The sequence below is a fragment of the Phenylobacterium soli genome (assembly GCF_003254475.1).
GTDB classification, from domain to species: Bacteria; Pseudomonadota; Alphaproteobacteria; order Caulobacterales; family Caulobacteraceae; genus Phenylobacterium; species Phenylobacterium soli.
Map to the genome: position 1 here is coordinate 1,159,465 of NZ_QFYQ01000001.1, position 20,202 is coordinate 1,179,666.

General features: G+C 68.8%; 15 protein-coding genes and 1 pseudogene. 10 read left to right on the forward strand and 6 right to left on the reverse strand.

Going from position 1 to position 20,202, the window contains the following annotated elements; translation table 11 throughout:
* Window positions 1-204 precede the first annotated feature (204 nt).
* A complete protein-coding gene (locus tag DJ017_RS05855) occupies window positions 205-2,274 on the reverse strand; it encodes an ATP-binding protein (protein WP_111527829.1) in 2,070 nt (689 codons plus the stop codon).
* Window positions 2,271-3,530: an SIR2 family protein gene (locus tag DJ017_RS05860; RefSeq protein WP_111527830.1), complete on the reverse strand. Its 1,260-nt coding sequence runs from the start codon at window positions 3,528-3,530 to the stop codon at window positions 2,271-2,273. The genes DJ017_RS05855 and DJ017_RS05860 overlap by 4 nt, the downstream gene beginning before the upstream one ends.
* A 560-nt stretch (window positions 3,531-4,090) precedes the next feature.
* Here DJ017_RS05860 and DJ017_RS05865 point away from each other — a divergent pair.
* The 3 genes from DJ017_RS05865 (at window position 4,091) to DJ017_RS05875 (ending at window position 8,699) form a co-directional block, all read left to right on the forward strand.
* Window positions 4,091-5,095, forward strand: coding sequence for an AAA family ATPase (locus DJ017_RS05865; protein WP_111527831.1), 1,005 nt, complete (start codon window positions 4,091-4,093; stop codon window positions 5,093-5,095).
* A 61-nt stretch (window positions 5,096-5,156) separates the two neighbouring features.
* A complete protein-coding gene (locus DJ017_RS05870; RefSeq protein ID WP_111527832.1) occupies window positions 5,157-7,727 on the forward strand; it encodes a S8 family peptidase in 2,571 nt (856 codons plus the stop codon).
* Window positions 7,728-7,865: 138 nt separating this feature from the next.
* Window positions 7,866-8,699 (forward strand): NYN domain-containing protein, encoded by an 834-nt coding sequence (locus DJ017_RS05875; RefSeq protein WP_111527833.1) that lies wholly within the window; start codon window positions 7,866-7,868, stop codon window positions 8,697-8,699.
* Between the two features lie 120 nt (window positions 8,700-8,819).
* Here DJ017_RS05875 and DJ017_RS05880 read toward each other — a convergent pair whose 3' ends face one another.
* On the reverse strand, window positions 8,820-9,287 hold the full coding sequence (locus DJ017_RS05880) for a helicase (protein ID WP_227000034.1): 468 nt from the start codon (window positions 9,285-9,287) through the stop codon (window positions 8,820-8,822).
* 128 nt (window positions 9,288-9,415) lie between these two features.
* Between DJ017_RS05880 and DJ017_RS21025 the strand changes: the two are divergent.
* The 6 genes and pseudogenes from DJ017_RS21025 to DJ017_RS05905 all read left to right on the forward strand — a co-directional run.
* Window positions 9,416-9,511 (forward strand): annotated as a pseudogene (locus DJ017_RS21025) (transcriptional regulator); the annotation flags it as partial.
* Between the two features lie 6 nt (window positions 9,512-9,517).
* Complete coding sequence (locus DJ017_RS20755) at window positions 9,518-9,655, forward strand: hypothetical protein (RefSeq protein ID WP_227000035.1); 138 nt, start codon at window positions 9,518-9,520, stop codon at window positions 9,653-9,655.
* A 531-nt stretch (window positions 9,656-10,186) separates the two neighbouring features.
* Window positions 10,187-12,169 carry a ParB/RepB/Spo0J family partition protein gene (locus DJ017_RS05890; RefSeq protein ID WP_227000036.1) on the forward strand — a complete coding sequence of 661 codons (1,983 nt, stop codon included), beginning with the start codon at window positions 10,187-10,189 and terminating at the stop codon, window positions 12,167-12,169.
* 403 nt (window positions 12,170-12,572) lie between these two features.
* The gene (locus tag DJ017_RS05895) at window positions 12,573-12,899 is read left to right on the forward strand and encodes a DUF736 domain-containing protein (protein WP_111527837.1); all 327 of its coding nucleotides are present in this window, start codon (window positions 12,573-12,575) and stop codon (window positions 12,897-12,899) included.
* Between the two features lie 74 nt (window positions 12,900-12,973).
* Window positions 12,974-13,900: an ArdC family protein gene (locus DJ017_RS05900; protein WP_111527838.1), complete on the forward strand. Its 927-nt coding sequence runs from the start codon at window positions 12,974-12,976 to the stop codon at window positions 13,898-13,900.
* A 111-nt stretch (window positions 13,901-14,011) separates the two neighbouring features.
* Window positions 14,012-15,355, forward strand: coding sequence for a tyrosine-type recombinase/integrase (locus DJ017_RS05905; protein WP_227000037.1), 1,344 nt, complete (start codon window positions 14,012-14,014; stop codon window positions 15,353-15,355).
* On the opposite strand, the gene DJ017_RS05910 is transcribed toward DJ017_RS05905, so the two are convergent.
* The 3 genes from DJ017_RS05910 to DJ017_RS05920 form a co-directional block, all read right to left on the reverse strand.
* Window positions 15,264-16,916 carry a type IV secretory system conjugative DNA transfer family protein gene (locus tag DJ017_RS05910; protein WP_133255390.1) on the reverse strand — a complete coding sequence of 551 codons (1,653 nt, stop codon included), beginning with the start codon at window positions 16,914-16,916 and terminating at the stop codon, window positions 15,264-15,266. The two genes, DJ017_RS05905 and DJ017_RS05910, sit on opposite strands and share 92 nt — an antisense overlap.
* Window positions 16,913-17,161, reverse strand: coding sequence for a conjugal transfer protein TraD (locus DJ017_RS20760; protein WP_227000038.1), 249 nt, complete (start codon window positions 17,159-17,161; stop codon window positions 16,913-16,915). Before DJ017_RS20760 ends, DJ017_RS05910 begins: the two co-directional genes overlap by 4 nt.
* Window positions 17,162-17,225: 64 nt before the next feature.
* Entirely contained in the window at window positions 17,226-17,510 is a 285-nt protein-coding gene (locus DJ017_RS05920) for a conjugal transfer protein TraD (protein WP_111527840.1), read from the reverse strand.
* A 166-nt stretch (window positions 17,511-17,676) separates the two neighbouring features.
* Here DJ017_RS05920 and traA point away from each other — a divergent pair, with 166 nt between their 5' ends.
* On the forward strand, window positions 17,677-20,160 hold the full coding sequence (traA, locus tag DJ017_RS05925) for a Ti-type conjugative transfer relaxase TraA (protein WP_111527841.1): 2,484 nt from the start codon (window positions 17,677-17,679) through the stop codon (window positions 20,158-20,160).
* The last annotated feature ends 42 nt before the right edge of the window (window positions 20,161-20,202 follow it).

Below are 20,202 nucleotides of genomic sequence, written 5' to 3' on the forward strand. Positions count from 1 at the left end.
CGCCTTCGGCGGCATGCGGAGTGAGTGAGGAGTTCAACCGAGCCTCAAGCCGCATGACCGCCTGCGTTGTATCGAAGCTGTGGGTCGCGCGGCCTTCGATCCTGAGCGTCCTACATGCCTTTCTCGTCAGAACCCTGGATGCTGTCGCCAACTTGGGGTTGAGGCTAAATGCCGAAACGACAGCAAGGCGACACGAGCCCGATGCTACTCCGCCCAGCTCGCCGCCAGCGCCGGGAAGTCCAGCTTCATCTCCCGTTCGTTGCGCCAGGCCGCCCAGAAGTCCGGATTCGCTGCGTCCGGCCGCTCAGCGACTGCCAAGGGACGTACCTCGAATACCAGCGGGATCTCGGTGGCAATGCCCAGCAGGATCGCCTGCCGGGTGGGAAGGCTTGGGAGCTCTTTCAGTAAGGCGCCGGTCGAATCTGGCGCCAACCGCGCCACCAGTTCCTGATCGCGATCGTTCACGATCCGATGCAGGACGAAGGAGTTGCACTGCGCAACCACCGTCGGCGCGAGCTCCGCCGGCCGTTGCGAGGACAGCAGAAGGCCCACCCCGAACTTCCGGCCCTCCTTTGCGATCTTCTCGAACACCTGACGGCAGCGGGCGGACGGCCCGTCCTCAGTATCGGCCCCGGCGCGCTGGACGAAGTTGTGCGCCTCCTCAAGCACCAGAACGGTCGGCATGGTCACGCCGGAAAGCCGACGGTGGCGTTGCGCGGCCTCGAACACCAGCCGTCCGAGGACCGAGACGATGGTGGTGAGCACGTCGGCCGGGACGAGGGAAAGATCCAGGATGGAGATCCGGCCGCGTCCGTCATTTCCCCCGAATATGTCCGCTAGCCACTCGGCCAGCGAGCTGGTGTCCTCGTCCGGCGCAATGATCGGCGTGATGCGCGTGTCATTGAGCAGCGTGCGAATGCGCAGATCGAGCCCGCCCATGTGTTGCTGCATGTTCCCGGGCTGAACGGTCGCAAGGAAGCTGATCGCCTCGGGCAGACGATAGGGGTCGAAGCGGGACGGCATGTCCTCCGAGGGGCCGCTGACGATGGCCGAGGTGGGCAAGTGCTCTACCAAGTCCGCAAGCGCTATGATCACCTCCTCGATGTCCGCCGCCTGGAAGCGGTCGACGCGCTCTTCGCCCTGATGGTCGTAGGTGCGCCGCTTCCTCACCCCGGTCACCGTCTCGATGGCGGTTTCGATGGCGGCGAAGAGCGCATCCTCCTCCTGGTCGACCGCCTCAAGCAACAGCTGCAGCTGAGTCCTGAAACCCTCCAGGTTGTCGTGAATGGCCTTGAAGCGCGGGAAGTTCGACAGCGCCGCAACGCCTTGGGCATGCTCCGCGCGCAGGTAGTCCAGCAGGGCGCGCAAGTGCCCGGCGATCAGCACACGGCCGGCGGGCTCCTCGGGATCAGCGCCATTGATGGCCGCCGCTCGGAGCTGACGCAGGGCCTGCATGAGCACTGGCCGCTGAGCTCCAGGGGAGGCCTCCACCACACCCGCCCATTCGTGGCCGTTCCACATCCACGCGGGCACGCGCAGCGGTCGTTCACCCTCTCGCGGCTCGGCGCTGAACACCTCTACGTCGATGAGGCTGCGGAGGTCCTTGAAGCAATTCCGGTACTCGCCGTTGGGGTCGAGCACGATGAAGCGAGCGTTGGCTTTTTCGCCTTTGGCCGCGGCCTGGATCGACCAGCGGATCAGGCCGGCCACGGTGCAGGACTTGCCGCTGCCCGTGTTCCCGAAGACGCCGAGGTGGCGGCCGAACAACTTGTCCGGATCGATCGTGACGGGAGCCTCAAGAGCCAGGCGCGACGCGCCGATCTGGACGCGGCGGTCTGTCCCGGAGGCCTCGACGACCGCCCGGAGTTGGTCGGCCGTCGGCAACGCGACCGCATCGCCCACGGCGGGGTAGGAGCCAACGCCGCGCTTCAAGGCGTAGCTCGTAGCGCCACCCGCGAGGCGGCGCGTCTCAAGGGTCCCGATCGGAGTGACGAAAAGCCTGCGCCGTGAAACCGGCAGCGGCACGCGCCCCTCACGCTCGGAGGCGCTGCCCGGCGGCGCCGGCTCCATTGTCATCCGCCCGATGACTGCGACGACTGCCCCGGCCTCGTTCGGGACCAGGACGTAGCCGTTCAGCCGCGGAAATCCCTGCGGCTGGCCTGCGTTGAAGGCGACGTCGTGGGGCGCGTCGGTGTCCAGGAGGACCTTCAGCTCCGCCGGGGACGAGGTCTCCACAGACCCGATGTGAAGGCCCGCGACCTTGCTGAGGATCATGGTTCCGCCTTGGCCGCGGGCTCGGGCCGCCGCCGGTTTTCCAAGAGCTCGGTCTCGCGCTTGCTGATGCTGTCGATCGCGGGCTTGGGCAGGAAATCCGCGGCCAGGGGTTCCAGTGCGGCCAGCTGGGGCCCGATCAGGTACGAGATCTGGGCCGGCCTACCGCAAGCCTCCAGGAAGGCCGGAATCCGCCCACCGGCGTCGTCGTATGAGATCGCCACCAGATGGGTGGAGGGAATGGTGAGCATGTCCCGGATGATGCGGTTCACATGATCATCGCCGAAGCCGTAGCCATAGGTCACCAGGGCGGCGTTCGGCCGGCAGATTGCGGTCGAGAAGTCGCGGAAGAGCTCCGCGTACGGGTAGAACGCGGTCTCGATGTCCTTCGCGGCGTTGGGGAAGATCATCAGGCCCTGAGCCTCCGCCTCCGTGAGGGTCCGCTGTCCCCCGAAGGGCAAAGCCTCGCGCACGATGTCGCCGCCCATCTCGCGCCAGTCCACCGATCCATGGAGCTTGGTCAGCCGCACCACGCCCTCCAGCGGCCGGGCGTCACCACGTCCGCCGGGCGGGGCGTAGTGGATATCCACCTCAAACCGTGAGGCCCTGAACCGCGGCGTTAGTGCGCCCACGAACCGGTCGATCGGCCTAGCGCCCAGCAGGTCCAGGCCATGCTCGATGACCCGGTCGTAGTTGGTGGTGAAGATGTGGAGGCGGTCTCGCGAAGCCGTGCGGCTGGCGAAGCTCAGCAGGAATTCGGTCAGCAGGCGCTCCACCTTCCGCGCCGAGCCCGCGTCAAAGATGTCGGCCATCGAGATCTGCCGCTCCATGGCCACGATGCTGTTGGCGAAGGTGGAGAGAGCCCGATCGAGCCCGCTCTTGAGAGCGGTGGCGCGGGGATCCTTCAGCACCTGAAGTCCGGCATGAAGCGCAAGGGCGCTTCGGAACTGATCCTCGATGTTGGCGGCGCCACGGTTCATCTTCTTGGCCCCGAGCGCAGCATCGCCGTTGATGGCGGCGTCCAGCGAAGTGTCGATCGACACCGGCGCCATCGAGGCCGGCTTGCCGCCGGCGGCGAGCGCGAGGCCCGCGCTGAAACCGCTCCCGACCAGCAGGTTCAGATGCTCGCTCTGGCACACGGCGGAGAGCCAGGGTTCGATCCGTCTGCGATGAGCCTCGACCTCCGTCCTCTCCTCGGAGCCGAGGATCAGGTCGTCGGCCTCGTGGACCTGGTTTTCGACTCGATAGCTGTTGACCAATGTCCGGCGCCCTCGCCCATGTCTTCCGCCATCATAGACGAACCTAAGGTAGCGGCGAGAGCTTGCCTATCGCTTCACGAACGGCCGTCGAGGAAGGACGTCAAGTTTCGGGCCCAGTGCTGACATCCGCTGTTGGCTCAGTGCAGGACAGGTGCGCTCGCCGAAGTCACGCTTGGGGGTCGATCACCGTCGAGCGCCGCCATTCCTTCGATGTTGGGCGGCGCGAGGACCGCTCGCAGGATGCTGTCCGTCACATCTGAGAGAAAAGGTAATCGCTCCAGCGTGGCAGGCGTCGTCTTCTTGATTTTGAGGGATTGGAAGTGCGCTGGGTGAACGCGCTCCTAAGTCGGCGATTTCGACTGGACACGAGAACGAAGAGGGAACAAAATCGCTTCCAGCTTGGCGTCACATCGGCCTTCCCGTGCGACCAGTCGCCAATGGCGCCCGTCTCTGGGTTGCGTTAATGGATGGTTTCAGCGTGAACGCGTCGTTAAGCGGCGCGCCGGTTAGATGCGACGGTTGGGCGTTGACCCTCTATCGGACGGGGAAGGGGGCTTTCGATGTCGGCTAAACAGATCGTCGCTCTGCTAAATTCCCATATCGAGGGCGACGAGGAGCAATTCCTTTCGCTCGCCCTGCAGGTCGCCGCCGATGAAGCGCGTGCGGGTCGCCACGCCGAAGCCGATCGCCTGAAGAGGCTGGTCCAGAAGGCGCGAGATCGCAAGCGTGAGGCCGGCGGTGCAGGCGGCCGTTCGCCGATCCCCTTGGCTCGGCCGCGCGGCGAGCTGCAGGAGATTGTCCATAGCGCCTATCCCAAGATCATCCTCGACAGCATGGTGTTGGCCCTGCCTATCCGCGCGAAGCTCGACCGGTTGGTCCGTGAGCAGCGCGAGCGGACCGTCCTGCGCGACCACGGCCAGCGTCCCTCCACCCACCTGCTGCTGGTTGGGCCGCCCGGCACAGGGAAGACCATGACCGCCTCGGCCTTGGCCGGAGAGCTCCGCCTGCCGCTGTTCACGGTGCGGCTCGATTCGGTGTTTAGCCGCTTCTTCGGTGAGACCGCCGGCAAGCTCCGCCTGCTGTTCGATCAGGTCGCTCAGGTGCGCGGCGTCTATCTCCTGGACGAGTTCGACGCGATCGGCGCCAGCCGGGCGGAGGCAAACGACGTGGGTGAAATCCGCCGGGTGCTGAACTCGGTGCTCTCCTTCATGGAAGAACCGAACGCCACCGACAGCGTGGTGCTGGCCGCCACCAACCATGTCGAGATCCTCGACAATGCGCTGGCCCGTCGTTTCGACGAGGTCATCGCGTACGAAGTTCCAGACGCGGACGGCGCGCGTGCTATCGTGCAACGTCGTCTGGGCAAGCTGAAGTTGCCCGTGCGCGTCTGGACGGCTGCCGCCGATCTGGCCGTTGGCCTAAGTCAGGGCGAGCTGACCCGCGCGGCGGACCGAGTAGTGAAGCAGACAATTCTGGATGGCGACAAGGGCGTCTCGCCTGAGCTGCTTTGCGAGGCGTTGCGGGACCGGCAGGCGGCGCGCGGACGATTCCGCAGGGGGGCTTGAGCCTAAGGCGCTCACCACCCAAGATTGACCCCTTTGGGACAGATTCGCGTAGCGGGAATCCATGGCCGATCGGGGCGACTTCGACGGACGCGACCTTCCGCACATCTCTATCGATTCCTGGCGGGAGCCCACGACCTACAAGTACCCGTCGCAGGCGCAGGTGCGGAAGCCGCTGCGCGAAGACTACGCCGCCCACGCGGCGAGCCTGCTGGGTCAGTTGGCGGCGGCCCTGCCGGCTATCCCCGCCGCGCGTGATGACATCCGCCTCGACATCCCGGGCCTGGGCCGCGGCGCCCTGGTCGCCCTTGAGACCATGCCCCCCACGAGCGACCGCGCCCAAGCCGTCCGCGTGCCTCCGGCGCTTGAATTTCCCGGGCAGGGCGTGGTGCAGCTGCAGACCCGACGCAACCCGGACCGCACGGAAGGTGCCATCCTCTTCGTTCCGGACGCGTCGCGTGGCTTCCTGAGGGGGCGCATCCAGAGTTATGGTGCCGATGCTGGCAACCAGCGTCGTCCCGACCTCGAAAAGTTCGAGGTCATCGAACAGATTCGGGCGAGTGCCGCCGAAAGCCTCTTCCCGGAAGCGACAGATTTCGCCGCGCCGCCCCGCTGGTGGGAGCTCTGGGTCCGGCGACCGGACGCCGTGGCCGACGCCGTCGCCAACCGGGCCCGCGCCCGCGAACTGGACGTCCACCCGCAACGCCTCATCTTTCCGGACACGATCATCGTGCTGGTGCACGCGAGTGCGGCGCGCGCTCGCGAGCTGATCGCCGAAACCCTTGGGGCCGTGGCCGAAGTCCGGCCCGCGACGGCCACGATCCGGCCCTTCCTGGAGCGCGGCGATCGCGGAGTGGGGCAAGGCGAGTTCGTCGATGAGCTGCTCGAGCGCATCGTCCCGCCAACCGCGGCGGCTCCGATCGTGGCGGTGCTCGACACCGGAGTGTCGGCCGGACACCCCCTGATCGAACCGGGGCTGGCCGGCGCCTACGCCTACGACGCCGCCTGGGGCGCCGACGATCATCACCCGCAAGGGGGGCATGGCACTGGGATGGTGGGCCTGGTCCTCTACGGCGATCTCGAAAGCCCTCTCAGCGATCAGCGGCCAGTAGACCTCACCCACGCCGCGGTCTCGATGAAGCTGCTGCCGCCGCCGGGCTTCGATCGGCATGCGCCAGCCCACTACGGGCTGGTCACCCAAGGCGCCGTGGCAATGGTGGAGATCGCCCACGGCGCGACCTGCGGGACCTACTGCCTGGCAGCCACTACAGACGAGTTCTCGCCGGCCGGACCCTCCAGCTGGAGCGGTGCGCTGGACCAGATCGCCGGCGGCGCGTCTCCGGGTGACGAAGGCGATCCTCCCAAGCGGGCTTCGGAACGGCCGAAGCGGCTGTTGCTGGTCGCGACGGGCAACTCCGTCGAGGGGATGGCCGAGCAGGTCTTGGCGCCGCAGCCGATCGAAGACCCGGCCCAGAGCTGGAACGCGCTTACCATCGGCGGCTACACCGCCAAGGAGACAGTGGTACCCCAGGACCACCCGCTACAGCCTCTGGTGGCGGCCAATTCGCTCAGCCCCTTCAGCCTGCAGTCGGACATGCTTCCGCGCGACCTCACCCCGATTAAGCCGGAGGTGCTATTCGAGGCGGGCAACATGCTGATGGACAGGTCCGGCTTCTGTGCCTGGAACCCGTCCGTCTCCCTGCTCACCACAGGCGCAGAGGTGCAGACTGAGCCGCTCACTCCGTTCTGGGCGACCAGCGCGGCCACCGCTATGGCGGGCAACTTCGTGGGCCGACTCGAGGCGGCGCTACCAGGGCTCTGGCCTGAGACCTATCGCGCGCTCACCGTTCAATCGGCCGATTGGCCGGCACCCCTGCGTAGCCTGTTTATCGGCCGCGGTGAGCACTGGACGACTAAGCCCGGTCTGGGGGGCAAAGCAGCCAAGCAGGAATTAGTGCGGCGCGTCGGCTATGGTGTGCCCGACCTGGAGCGGGCTGTCCGCTCAGCCCGCAACGACCTGACCCTCATCGCTCAGGCGGAAATCCAGCCGTTTGCCGTCAGCCCAACAGCGGGCCCCCCAGTCTACAATGAGATGCACTTCTATAGTCTGCCCTGGCCGCGCGACGCCCTGGAGGCCCTTGAGAACGAGATCGTCCTACTGAAGGTGACGCTTTCCTACTTTATGGAGCCCAATCTCACCGGTCGCGCCGCCACGCGTCCAGACACCTACCGCTCGTTCGGTCTGCGCTTCATGATGAAGCGCCCCGGAGAGAACGGAGCCCAGTTCCGAGCCCGGATCAACGCGGCGCAGGCTGCCGAGGGCGAGAAGCCCGAAGCCGAAGCGAGCCACTGGCTCCTAGGCCCTAAGGCAATGGCGGCGGGATCCTTGCACTGCGACCTCTGGCGGGGGCGCGCTATCGAGCTGGCGCGACACGACCAGATCGCCATCGTTCCCAGGAGCGGCTGGTGGAAGACTCACGTTGGTCAGAGGCGCATGGAGGACAAGGCCCGGTATACCCTAGCGATTTCCATTTCAGCGCGGGGTCATAACGTGGATCTCTACACTGAGGTCGAAGCGCGGGTGGCTGCGCATGCCGCAGCGATATCGGTGGGCGCGGGCACCGGCGCATCGTGAGGCGTCTTAGGTCCATTCTCCGCACCGGCTCTAAGGTCCGCTGATGGCGCGTATTCGCCGTGGCGCGCTGCGCACGGTGGCGCTGCATGACCCAACGACTAAGCTCTCCCGTGAGACAAGAGGAGGTGGGAGTACAGCATGTTTCAACCTGTCTCAGAGAGCCTGCCCAACCGCCCCGCCTATATGTTTGTCGACGGCGCCTGCCTGCAGGAAATGATTCAAGCGGCGTCAGAGCGATATCTTGAGCCGGGTTTCGTGTTCGAGATCGACTACCGCGCCCTGCGCGGCACGCACGCCAAGGTCTACTACTACGACGCAATTCCGCGGTCGGGGGCCGACGCCAGCGACGAGCAGATCGAGGCGAAGGCCCAAGAGCTGGGGCTCATCGGTCGCCAGGATGGCTATCACGTCCGCAGCGGCGAGGCGGTCAGGCGCAAGAAAGCCTGGACGCAGAAGATGGTCGACGTTCAGCTGGCCGTCGACATGATGAGCTTGGCGGCGCGGGGCATGTATAGCTCTGCGACCCTCATCACCGGTGATCTCGACTTTAAGCCGCTCGTGGACGCGCTGGTGGACCTGGGGCTCGACATCACGCTGATCTACCCGGCGGGGCACACCAACAACGACCTGATTGCAGCCGCCGATCGTGCTGTGGAAGCGAACGTCGATTGGTTCTTCGCCTGCGCCACGCAGCGATTCCTGAAGGCTTATCCGAGCCCTCAATATCAGTTCAACCATCGCGCCACGGATATGCGACCGGCCGCTCCCGGTGAGCTCGTCCACGCTTGGCAAGCTGATGGTTGGGGCGAATGCCGCCTGCTATCGCGCGATGGCCTCTATGAGGTGATCACCAGCGAAATCCCCGAGGACCCGCATCATTTCCTGTGGACGCGGTTCGATCGGATCGCCCGGGGGAGACTTTGGACGCTGGCCAGGTTCGGCCTAGTCCTCCCCGAGGAGGTCACCGGCTAACCCCGCAATTGGGGGACACACCGAAAGCCGACCTCGCCTCAGAGCGAATGTCTACTCTTCCCGCACCAGTTCCAATGTCCGATCACGGCGCTTTGCGGGCCCGGCGTCGCGCCGGGCTCGTCAGCCCTGTTGAAACATTGCGCGGAGATCCAGAAGGGACCCGACGATGAGGGCGTGGGCCTCGGGGTGGTCCTCTTGCCAGGTCAGGCGCTCCGCCACCGCCAGCCTTGCGATGATGGAGGACAGATCCGGCGCGCCAGCCGGCGGCACGCGTTCCATCAGGGCCGCGCGTTGCTCGAACAAGGTATCGAGGCATCCGTCGATGTCGTGCAGCTCGCGCGCCCAGGGTAGCGCTTGCTGCTGCTCAGGCGTGAGGCTGAACCAGCGATGTTCCCTGGCGAGCCACGTCTCCAGCTGGCCCCAGCGCGTCTGGAGGCGCGCGATGCGCGCGTCCAAGCTCAGCCAGCGGGCGCACCACCGGACGGTCTCGTCCGATGCGGCCGGCGCCGCCGCGGCGTGCTTTGGGGCAAGCGCGATCAGGGACGTCCCGCCCATGACGGCGCGGCGGGACAACTCGGGCAGGCGCAAGCCGTCGCCCTCCGTCTTTCGACGTGAGCTCATGACACTCACCAACTGATCAACTATGATAATCTTATCATCACCCCATCCACCCTCGTGGTCAACATAAAATTATCAAGAGTGATTAGAAAATCATCGTGCTGACAGCCACGCAGATCAAAGCAGCACGTGCGTTGCTGGGCTGGAGCCAACCTGACTTGGCGAGGGGCTCCGGCGTGTCACTCCCAACCATAGTGCGAATGGAAGGTGAGCTCGGACCTGGTCGCAGCTCGGCGGCCAATGTCGATGCGGTGCAGCGGGCTCTCGAGGGCGCTGGGGTCCTGTTCCTGGAGGCCGATGAGACCGGTGGGCCTGGCGTGCGGCTGAAGCCGGCGTAGCCGCGCGCGGGCACGTGGCGCTGAGTCGGGGGAGGGGAAGGCCTTCCCCTGCGGCCGAGCCCGCGGTCTCGCCCGACCCCTTCGAGCGGGGAGGTCCCCGCAACGCCCCCTAAGATTCGGAGAGCGGCCGGCGGGCGTGCTCGGCCATCCGCTGACGCGGCTCCTGCGGGTCCGCCCCTTTCGGGCGCCTGCGGCGCCGCCGGCCGCTCGACGGCGCGTCCCGCCGTGCAGCGCCTGACGGCGCGCAGGCTCCTTGCAGCCTTCTCCCTTGCGCCGCGCTGGCGCGCGGCAGGTCTCCCATAAGACGACGCGCGGACGCGCGTCGGGGCTTGGGGCTCCGCCCCCGGCGCGCTTCGGAGCGGCTTCCGCCCAGCTTCGGGCTGGGCGAGGACCGGCAGGCCTACAGGGCCTCAAAGCCCTGCAGCCGGTTCCCCGCGAAGCCGCCCCTCCGCTTGCACCCCCGGTCTCGCCGACGGGCAGGGCCGCAGGCGCGCCTTGCGCCTGCGACCCATGCCCCGAAGGAGCAGGACCATGACCCAGCAGATCGAAGTCATCCATCAGGACGGCGACGTCATCGACGTGCCGCTCAACAGGCTGAAGAGGTCGCCGCGCAACGCGCGGCGGACCCCGCATGCGCAGGCCGACATCGAGGCCCTGGCCGCCAGCATCGCGGTGAAGGGCGTCCTCCAGGCACCGGTGGTGGAGCCCGAGACGGACGGGGAGGGGCGGCCGACCGGCGGCTATCTCGTCACCATCGGGGAAGGACGCCGCCTCGCCCTGGGCCTCTTGGCCCAGCGCAAGCGGATCAAGAAGACCGCGCCGGTGCGCTGCGTGGTGGACCTCAGCCACGACCCGCACGAGATCAGTCTGGACGAGAACGTCACCCGCGCGGGCATGCACCCGGCCGACCAGTTCGAGGCGTTCCGGCGGCTCGCCGAGGATCGTGGCCTGTCGGCCGAGGAGATCGGCGCCCGCTTCGGCGTGTCGGCCCAGGTGGTGCGCCAGCGGCTTCGCCTCGGCGCCGTGAATCCGGTCCTGATGGAGCTCTACCGGGCGGGCGAACTGACCCTCGACCAGATGATGGCCTTCGCGGTCAGCGAGGACCACGACCGCCAAGCCCAGGTTCTGGACCAGCTGGGCGCGCACCGCCCACCCTACCTGATCCGCCGCGCCATGACCGAGGCGAAGGTGTCGGCCGGCGACCGGCGCGCCGTGTTCATCGGCGCGGAGGCCTACGGCGAGGCGGGCGGGACCATCCTCCGCGACCTCTTCACCGAGGACGGCGGGGGCTGGTTCGAGGACCCGGCGCTCCTGGACCGGCTGGTCGCCGACAAGTTGGACGGGATCGCCGAGGCGGTCCGGCTGAAGGAGGGGTGGAAGTGGGCGGAGCCCCACATCGACTTCCCGCGCGCGCTCGGCTTGGCCCGCGTCTATCCGCATCCGGTGGCGCGGTCGGAGGAAGAGACGGCGCAGATCGCCGCGCTGTCGGAGGAGTACGACGCCCTGGTCAGCCAGTGGGACGCCGTCGAGGAGCTTCCGCCCGAGATCGAGGCGCGCTTCAAGGAGATCGACGCGGCCCTCGACGCCTTCGGCGACGGGACGGCCTACGATCCGCAGGAGATCGCGCGCGGCGGGGTGTTCGTCATCCTCGGCCAGGACGGTGTGGCCCGCATCGAGCGGGGCCTGATCCGGCCCGAGGACCTGCCTGCGCCCGAGCCTGAGCCCGAGGTCGGTGAGACTGAGGTCCGCGCGGAGGGGGAGGGGGGCGAGCCCGCCCCGGAGGGCGAGGAGCCGGAGGAGGACTGCGGCGCGCCGCTCTCCGAACGGCTGGTCCTCGATCTTACCGCCCAGCGCACCCTGGCCCTGGGGGACGCCCTGGCGGCCAACGCCACGGTGGCGCTCTCGGCGGTGGTCCACGCCCTGGCCCTGTCCGCCTTCTACCCGGCCTACGAGCGGCCGACCTGCCTGGAGATCAAGAGCGTGTCCGCCGACCTCGACGGCCATGCGCCGGGCATCGACGACACCCGCGCCGGACGCAGCGTCGCTGAGCGGCATGCGGCCTGGGCGGGCCGCGTTCCGAAGGCGGCGGATGACCTCTGGTCGTTCGTGCAGGGGCTGACCGCCACGGACCTGCTCGACCTCCTGGCGCACTGCGCGAGCCTGACGGTCAACGCGGTGCGGGCGCCCTTCGACCGCAAGCCCGGCGCCTGGGCGCACGCGGACCGGCTGGCGGAGGCCGTGGACCTCGACATGACCGGCTACTGGACGCCCACCGTGGCGAGCTATTTGGGCCGCGTCACCAAGGGCCGGATCGCCGAGGCGGTGCGCGAGGCGGTGTCGGACGAGGCCGCCGAGCGGATCGGCGGCCTGAAGAAGTCCGACATGGCGAGCGAGGCCGAGGCGTTGTTGGCGGGGACGGGCTGGCTACCTCCGCTGCTGCGCAAGCCGGTCCCGGTTCAGCCCGCGCCGGAGCTTCAGCCGGAAGCGTCGAACCTGACCGAACAGGCCGCGTGAGGCGGCGGGCCGCGTCTGCGGCCTTGTCCCCCTGACCTTGAGGGCCGCGGGCGTTGAGCCTGCGGCCCTTCTTCGTGCGCCGTCGCCGGCGTCCAGGGCTTGGGACGATGGAGCGCCAGGGCCTCCCCTTGAGGATCGCACCGGCCCATGGCCGCCTCTCTGGCCTGATCTGGCCGAGGGGTGCGGGCCGCTTGGCGGCCCCGCCGTCCGCCGCAACGCCGGCTTGAGCGACTTCTTTCCCCTCGCGCCTGCGGCGCAATTCCTCGCGGGCCAAACAAGTCGCCGCCGGCGTCCTCCGCTGCGCTCCGGGCCCTTCGGGCTGCGGCGGCCGTCGCCCCTCGTCCTCACGGATCGCCATCGAGGCCGCGATGGGCGCGGTCCGACAGACCTCAGGAGACTTCCCATGGCGACCATCGGCACCTTCAGCATGGACGACGCCGGCAACTACAACGGCGCGATCAAGACCCTCACCCTCAACGTCAAGCAGGCGGCCTTCCGCAAGGTCGAGAAGGACAACGACAAGGCCCCCGACTTCCGCATCTTCGCCGGCCAGACCGAGTTCGGCGCCGCCTGGAAGAAGACCTCCCGCGAGAACCGGGACTACCTCTCGGTCAAGCTGGACGATCCGAGTTTCCCGGCCCCGATCTACGCCAGCCTCGTCGACGCCCCGGATGGCGAACATGGGTCGGGCTACAGCCTGATCTGGTCGCGCAGCCGCCAGGCCGACTGACCGCCCGCCCGATGCGCCCCGCCGCAGCCGGCGGGGCGCGCTCCCCAGACACCCCAAGTTCACAGGAGGGCGCCATGACGCGCCTCAACGAGACCTCGCGCCCGGACTCCAAGCCGGACCTCTACACCCGGGTCACCAACGCCATCGTCGCCGATCTCGAGCGCGGCGTGCGTCCCTGGACCAGGCCCTGGTCGGCCGAGCACCTGGCCGGCCGCATCACCCGGCCGCTCCGCCACGGCGGCGAACCCTACAGCGGCATCAACATCGTCCTATTGTGGGCCGAAGCCGTCGCCCACGGGTTCACCGCCCCGATCTGGATGACCTTCCGCCAGGCGCTGGCGCTCGGGGCGCACGTCCGCAAGGGCGAGCATGGCGCGACGGTGGTCTACGCCAACCGCTTCACCCGCACCGAAACGGGCGATGACGGGCGTGACGTCGAGCGGGAGATCCCGTTCCTCAAGGCCTACACGGTGTTCAATGTCGAGCAGGTCGAGGGCCTGCCGGCGCACTTCTACGCCGTCGCCGAACCGAAGCTCGATGTGTCGGCCCGGATCGCCCACGCCGAGGCCTTCTTTGCCGCCCTGGGCGCCGACATCCGCCACGGCGGAACCCAGGCCTACTACGCCATGGGGCCCGACTACGTGCAGCTGCCGCCCTTCGAGTGCTTCTGCGATCCGCAGAGCTACTACGCGACGGCGGCGCACGAGTGCACGCACTGGACCCGTCATCCCACGCGCCTCGACCGCGACTTCGGGCGCCAGCGCTGGGGCGACGACGGCTACGCCCGCGAGGAGCTGGTCGCGGAACTCGGCGCGGCCTTCCTCTGCGCCGATCTCGGGCTGGAACTCAGCCCGCGCGAAGACCATGCGGCCTATCTCGACAGCTGGCTGCAGGTGCTGAAGGGCGACAAGCGCTTCATCTTCACCGCTGCGGCGCACGCTCAGCGCGCCTGCGAGCACCTGCACGGGCGGCAGCCCGGCGCGCAACGATCGGCCCTCTGACCGTCGCGGCGGCGCCGTCGGGCGCCGCCGCTCGCCCGCAGTTCGAGGTTGCAGACTGCACGTCTTGCGCGAATATGGAGCGGCTGAGGGGGCGCGATGCGGAGGCGCGCCATGGCCGACGGTGAGCCACTGACGCTCATGGACGGCAAGCTCCACGTCTATCGGCGGGAGAACAGCCGCTACTGGCAATGCTCGACGTACCTGGATGGCCGCAACCTTCGCCAGTCCACACGTCAGGAGAACCTGGCTCTGGCGGCCGAGTTCGCCCGCGACTGGTACATGGACCGCTACACCGAGCACAGGGTCCGCAGCCGCGGCGGCGAGATTGTCGCCGCTGAGGAAGCCCGTCTGCGCCGGGCGCGGCTGCCGGGTCCAAAGGGGCGTAGCCACACCTTCAAGGAAGCCGCCGAGGGCTTCCTTGCCGAATATCAGGTCTTGACCTTTGGCGAGCGCAACGCGGTCTATGTCGAAGGAAAGGGGCGGCACGTCCGCCTACGGCTCGAGCCCTTCTTCGGGCGAACGCCGCTCCACCGGATGACCGCAGGCCGCATCCAGGCCTATCGGGTCAGCCGTATGACGCCGCCGGAAGACGGCGACGTCAAGGACTGGCGGCCGCCCGCCAGGAGCACCCTCCATCAGGAACTGGTCACCCTGCGCCAGATCCTCAAGTGGGCGAACCGCCAGGGCTGGATCCACGCGCTGCCGGACATGAGCGCGCCTTACCGGCAGTCGGGGAAGGTCTCGCACCGCGCCTGGTTCTCGCCCGAGGAGTACAAGCGGCTCTACGAGGCCACCCGCGAGCGGGCCCGCGCGCCGAAGGCCGAACGCTGGCGCGCCCAGTGCGAGAAGCTGCACGACTATGTGCTGTTCATGGCCAACACCGGGCTGCGCCCCGACGAGGCGTCGCGGCTGCAGTTCCGCGACGTCTCGACGGTCACCGAGCCCGCGACCGGCGAGCGCATCCTGCAGATCGAGGTGCGGGGCAAGCGCGGCGTCGGCTATTGCAAGAGCATGCCGGGCGCGGTCCTGCCGTTCGAGCGGCTCGCCACGCGCGGCGCGCCGGCCCAGAGCGACCTGATCTTCGGCAAGGTCCAGCGGGAGCTCTTCAACACCGTGCTGGGCGAGCTCGGCCTCAAGCACGACCGGGAGGGCAACGTACGGACCGCCTACAGCCTGAGGCACACCTACATCTGCCTGCGGCTGATGGAAGGGGCGGACATCTACCAGATCGCCAAGAACTGCCGCACCAGCGTCGAGATGATCGAGAAGTTCTACGCCGCCCATATCGCCAGCACGATCGACGCGGCGGCCGTCAATGTCAGGAAGGCGCAGACGCGTCCGTCGCGGGCTTGGCAGCCGTCGGCTACGAAGGCTCCGGCGGCTCCAAAGACCTCGGCGCGGCGGTCGCGCCCGCGTCGATCTTCATCTCCCGCGTCGGATGCGTCGCCGGGGTGAACAGGCCGCGGAACTCGGGATCGAGGTAATAACGGACCTTCTGGGCCAGGACGGGCGGCTCGCCGGGCCGGAACAGGATCTCCAGCAAGGGATGCAGCCGCATCACCTCGTCGGGGGTCAACAGCTCGCGCCGCGCCAGGTGGGTGCTCGTCGATGACCCGTGGGTGCTGAAGAGCTGGTTGGGCGCGCGCGAGACGCTCGTCCCGCCGGTCTCGTACGCCACGGTCGTCGCCCCGAGGGACTTCGAGATCCAGTCGGCGGTCTCGTAGTCGGCGACGTTGAAGACCTGCAGCAGGCTCGCGTTGGACAGGAAGGTGCCGGCCCGCTCGCCGTAGGCGCCCCACAGCTGGTGCATGTCCTGCAGGATCGCCCAGAGCTGCACGCCGTAGCCGGCCATCAGTCCGAAGGCGCGCTCGATGGGCTCGAGCCGCCCCAGGGTGGCGAACTCGTCGAGCAGGAAGAGCACCGGGCGCGCGTGGCGGTCCGGGGCTCGCGCGAGTTCGCGCAGCGCCTGGGCGACGAGCAGCCGGAGCCATCGCGCATAGGTGTCGATGCGGTCCGGCGGTAGGACCAGGAACACCGTGCATCGGGAGGCCTTCAGGTCCGAGAAGCGGAAGTCGCTTCCCGCCATCGCGGCGTTGATGCGGACGCTGTCGAGGAAGTGCGTGTGGCGTTGCGCCGACGACAATACGCCGGCGGCTTCGCGGTCGCTCTTGGAGAGGTGCCGATTGGCGGCGCGGCGGACGAGGCCGCCGGCGCCTGCGCTCCTCTGCATCTCCGCGAGCGTCGCGTCGAACTCGTCCGGGCTGCCGCTCAGCAGGTCACGGACCGCAGCCAGGGTCCGTTCGGCGGGCGGGCGGCTGCAGGCCACGTGCAGCATGAGGCCGGCGATCAGCGCCTTGGCCTCCTCGTTCCAGTGCGCTTCGCCGAGGTGCGCCGGCGGATCGTAGACCAGCGCCTCGGCGAGCACCGCGGCGTCCTCGATCAGGTCCGGGTTCTCCGGGTCGAGCAGGTCGAGCGGATTGTAGCGGGCCTGCGGCATGCCGGTGACGCCGAACGGGTCGAGCACATGGACCGGTCCGAACCGCGTCCGAGCCGCATAGGTCACGACGGTGTTCTCGCCCTTGGGATCGAGGCAGAACACCGAACGATCACCGGCGAGCAGGTTCGGGATGATGGCGCCCACGCCTTTCCCGGAGCGGGTCGGCGCGATGGTCAGCAGATGACCCGATCCGCCGTGTCGGAGCAGGCGCCCGCCGCGGCGGCGTTCGCGGCCAACGATCAGCCCCTCGGCGTCGGCGAGCGTCTGCCGGACATAGGCCGTCGTCGCAAACTGGGCGGAGCCATGGACCGTCTTTGCGCCAGGGGGGTTGCGACGGCTCCAGTTGCCGAACGCGATCAGGGCGCCCAGCGCGCCGCCGCCGTAGACGGCGATGGGCCGCCAGACGTGACCGGCGCCCACCACCGTATCGATGAACCAGCCGGCCATCGCGCCGGGGATCTGGCCGATGGCGAACCCCAGCACAAGGTAGACGGCGCAGACGATGTAGCGGCCGATCATGGCGCGGCCGACGGCGGGCCCTGGACCGCCGCCTTCTGCGCCTGCTCTTGGTCGAAGGCGCGTCGGCCGCGCCGCCGCCACAGCGCCAATGTCGTCTCCCGCTCGTCCGACGAAAGACGGTCCACGAGCGAGAGCAGCGCGCCGTAGAGCGTCGCGCGATCGTCGCCGACGCGCTCGGCAAGACCGGACTTCTGCACCAGCCCGCCCAGCTCGATGAGGCGGTGCGTCCGCTCGCGTCGTTCCACGACCCAACTCCGCGTGTCCGTCCGCGCCCGCCGGGCCTCCGCCCGTCGGACGGCGGTGGAGTTGCTACGAAGCGCGCGGAGCGTGCTCTGGAGTTCGGTTGCGCGGCGCGCCGCTGCGCCGTGCGTGCTGAAAGAAGGCGGCGCCCTTGCGGCGCCACGCCTCCTTCGCGTCCGCATCATGTTCTTCGAGGGCGCTCAGCAGCGCACCGGCCAAGGTGTCGGCGTCCAGGTTGTCGGCCCCGGTCGCCACGACGAGCTCGCCGAGCTGCGTGATCTTGCGGGCCTTGAGCCCCTTGGCCTTGTCGGCGAGCGCCCGAAGTTCGGCGTCGATGTTGCGGGGTTTGCGCATGGCGGCGGTCGTCCTTCCCACGGAAGCGCCCCCGCGGAGAATGCTACCAGACGTTGAGCTTGCTCGCCAAGTGCGCGATAGTCCGCGCCCCGTGAGTCACGAACGGCCGCAGGTCTGAGTGCGCGCTTATACGTCGTGACCGACGTCGGCTGCGGAGTGGCGCCTCATGGCGATCTATCACTTCTCCGCGAAGGTGATCAGCCGCGCCAACGGCTCGAGCGCGTTGGCGGCGGCCGCCTATCGGTCGGCCTCGCGCCTCAACGATGAACGGCTCGGCCGGCATCACGACTTCACCAACAAGGCCGGCGTCGTTCATTCGGAAGTGCTGCTGCCGGAGGGCGCGCCGGCACGATGGCGGGATCGCGAGACGCTGTGGAACGAGGTCGAGGCCGGTGAGCGCCGCAGGGACGCGCAGCTCGCCCGCGAGGTGGAATTCGCCATCCCGCGGGAGATAAACCAGGCCGAGGGGATTCAGCTGGCCCGCGATTTCGTGCAGCGCGCGTTCGTCGACCGCGGCATGGTCGCCGACCTCAACGTGCACTGGGACGTCGCGGCCGACGGAACGCCGAAGCCCCATGCCCACGTGATGCTCACGATGCGCGAGGCGAGCCCCGAGGGGTTCGGCCAGAAGGCGCGCGCGTGGAACCGGACAGAGCTGCTCGTGAGCTGGCGCGAAGCCTGGGCGGACCATGTGAACGCGCGGCTGGCTGCGCTCGACATCGATGCCGCCGTCGATCACCGCAGCCTCAAGGACCAGGGGATCGATCTCGAGCCGCAGAACAAGGTGGGCGCCGCAGCCTCGGGTCGCGCCGAACGCGGCGAGCTTGCGGAGCGTCTCGCGGAGCACCGCGAGATCGCGCGCCGGAACGGCGAAGTGCTCGCGGCGACTCCGTCGGTCGGCCTCGATGCGATCAGCCGCCAGCAGAGCACCTTCACCGACCACGACCTGATGCGCTTTGCGCACCGGCACACCGACGACGCCGAGCAGTTCCAGCGGGCGCTATCGGCGATGCGGACCTCGCCCGAGCGGGTCGCGCTGGGCAAGGACGGCGCCGGGCGTGAACGGTTCACGACGCGGGACATGCTCGCCGTCGAGCAGCGGCTGGAAGACGCGGCCGAGCGGCTGGCCGGCCGCAGCGGCCATGGCGTCGACGGCGCGGGTCCGTACGGGCGGGCCGCGGCGCTCGGGTCCGAGCAGGCGGCGGCGCTGGCCCACGTCACCTCGGGCCATGACCTCGCGCTGGTCGTGGGCTACGCCGGATCCGGCAAGAGCGCGATGCTGGGCGCGGCGCGCGACGCCTGGGAGGCGCAGGGGCTGACCGTCTGTGGCGCGGCGCTTTCGGGCATCGCGGGCGAGAGCCTCGAAGGTGGTTCCGGCATCCGCTCGCGCACGCTCGCCAGCCTGGAGCACAGCTGGGCGAACGACCGCGACCGGCTTGGCCCGAACGACGTCTTGGTGGTCGATGAGGCGGGGATGGTCGGGTCGCGCCAGATGGAACGTGTCCTCGGCGCCGCGGAGCGCGCCGGCGCCAAGGTGGTGCTGGTCGGTGATGTCGAGCAGCTCCAGGCCATCGAAGCCGGCGCCGCTTTCCGCGCCCTGGCCGAACGCCACGGGGCGGCCGAGATCACCGAGGTCCGCCGGCAGACCGCGGACTGGCAGCGGCAGGCGACGCGGGAGTTCGCCACCGGCCGCACGTCCCAGGCGCTCGAGCGCTACGCCGAGCAAGGCGCGGTCGTCGAACATGCGACGCGGGCCGAGGCGCGGGCGGGCGTCGTGGCGGGCTGGGACCAGGCCCGCGCCGCGCATCCCGATGCGCGCCAGATCATACTCGCGCACACCCGGGCCGACGTCGCCGAGCTGAATGGACTGGCGCGACAACGCCTGAGGGCCAGTGGTCACCTTGGAGAAGACCACCTCATCGAAACGGAGCGCGGCGAACGCGCCTTCGCGGTGGGGGACCGCGTCATGTTCCTGCGCAACGAGCGGTCGCTCGGCGTCAAGAATGGCTCATTGGGCGTCGTCGAGCAGATCGAAGGCGGCAGCCTGGCGGTCCGGCTCGACGGCCCCGACGCGCGGGTGATCGCCTTCTCGACCTGGGCGTACGCGCACATCGACCACGGCTATGCGGCCACGATCCACAAGAGCCAGGGGGTGACGGTGGACCGCGCTCACTTGCTGGCGACCGGCGGCCTCGACCGCCATGCGACCTATGTCGCCATGACCCGCCATCGCACGGAGGCGATCCTGCACTATGCGCGGGAGGACTTCCGCAGCCGCGGCGAGCTGACCTCGACGCTGAGCAGGGAGCGGCCCAAGGACACGACCCTCGACTATCTGGACCGCTACGCCGCTCGACGGGGGCTGGAGCCGGAAGGGCCCGCCACGCGGCGCGCCGATCGCTTCGTGGCGGCTTGGAACGAAGCCAAACGGCAGGCCGCGAGGGCCGGCGATGATGTGGCCGCCCAACGGGCTGCGGACCGCTTCTTCGGCGCCTTGGCTGTCCAACTACACCGGGATCCGGAACTCCGGCAGGCGCTGGCCTCGCGACGGAGCGAGCTCGGACTGGAGCGCGGCCGCCCCCAACGCCGTCTGGGCGACGATCTGTTGAGGGCCGTCGGACGCGACCGCGGTCTGGATCGCGAACGGTGACGCCTGGCAAGCGCATGAACGGCGGCTGACTGAGCGCGTCAG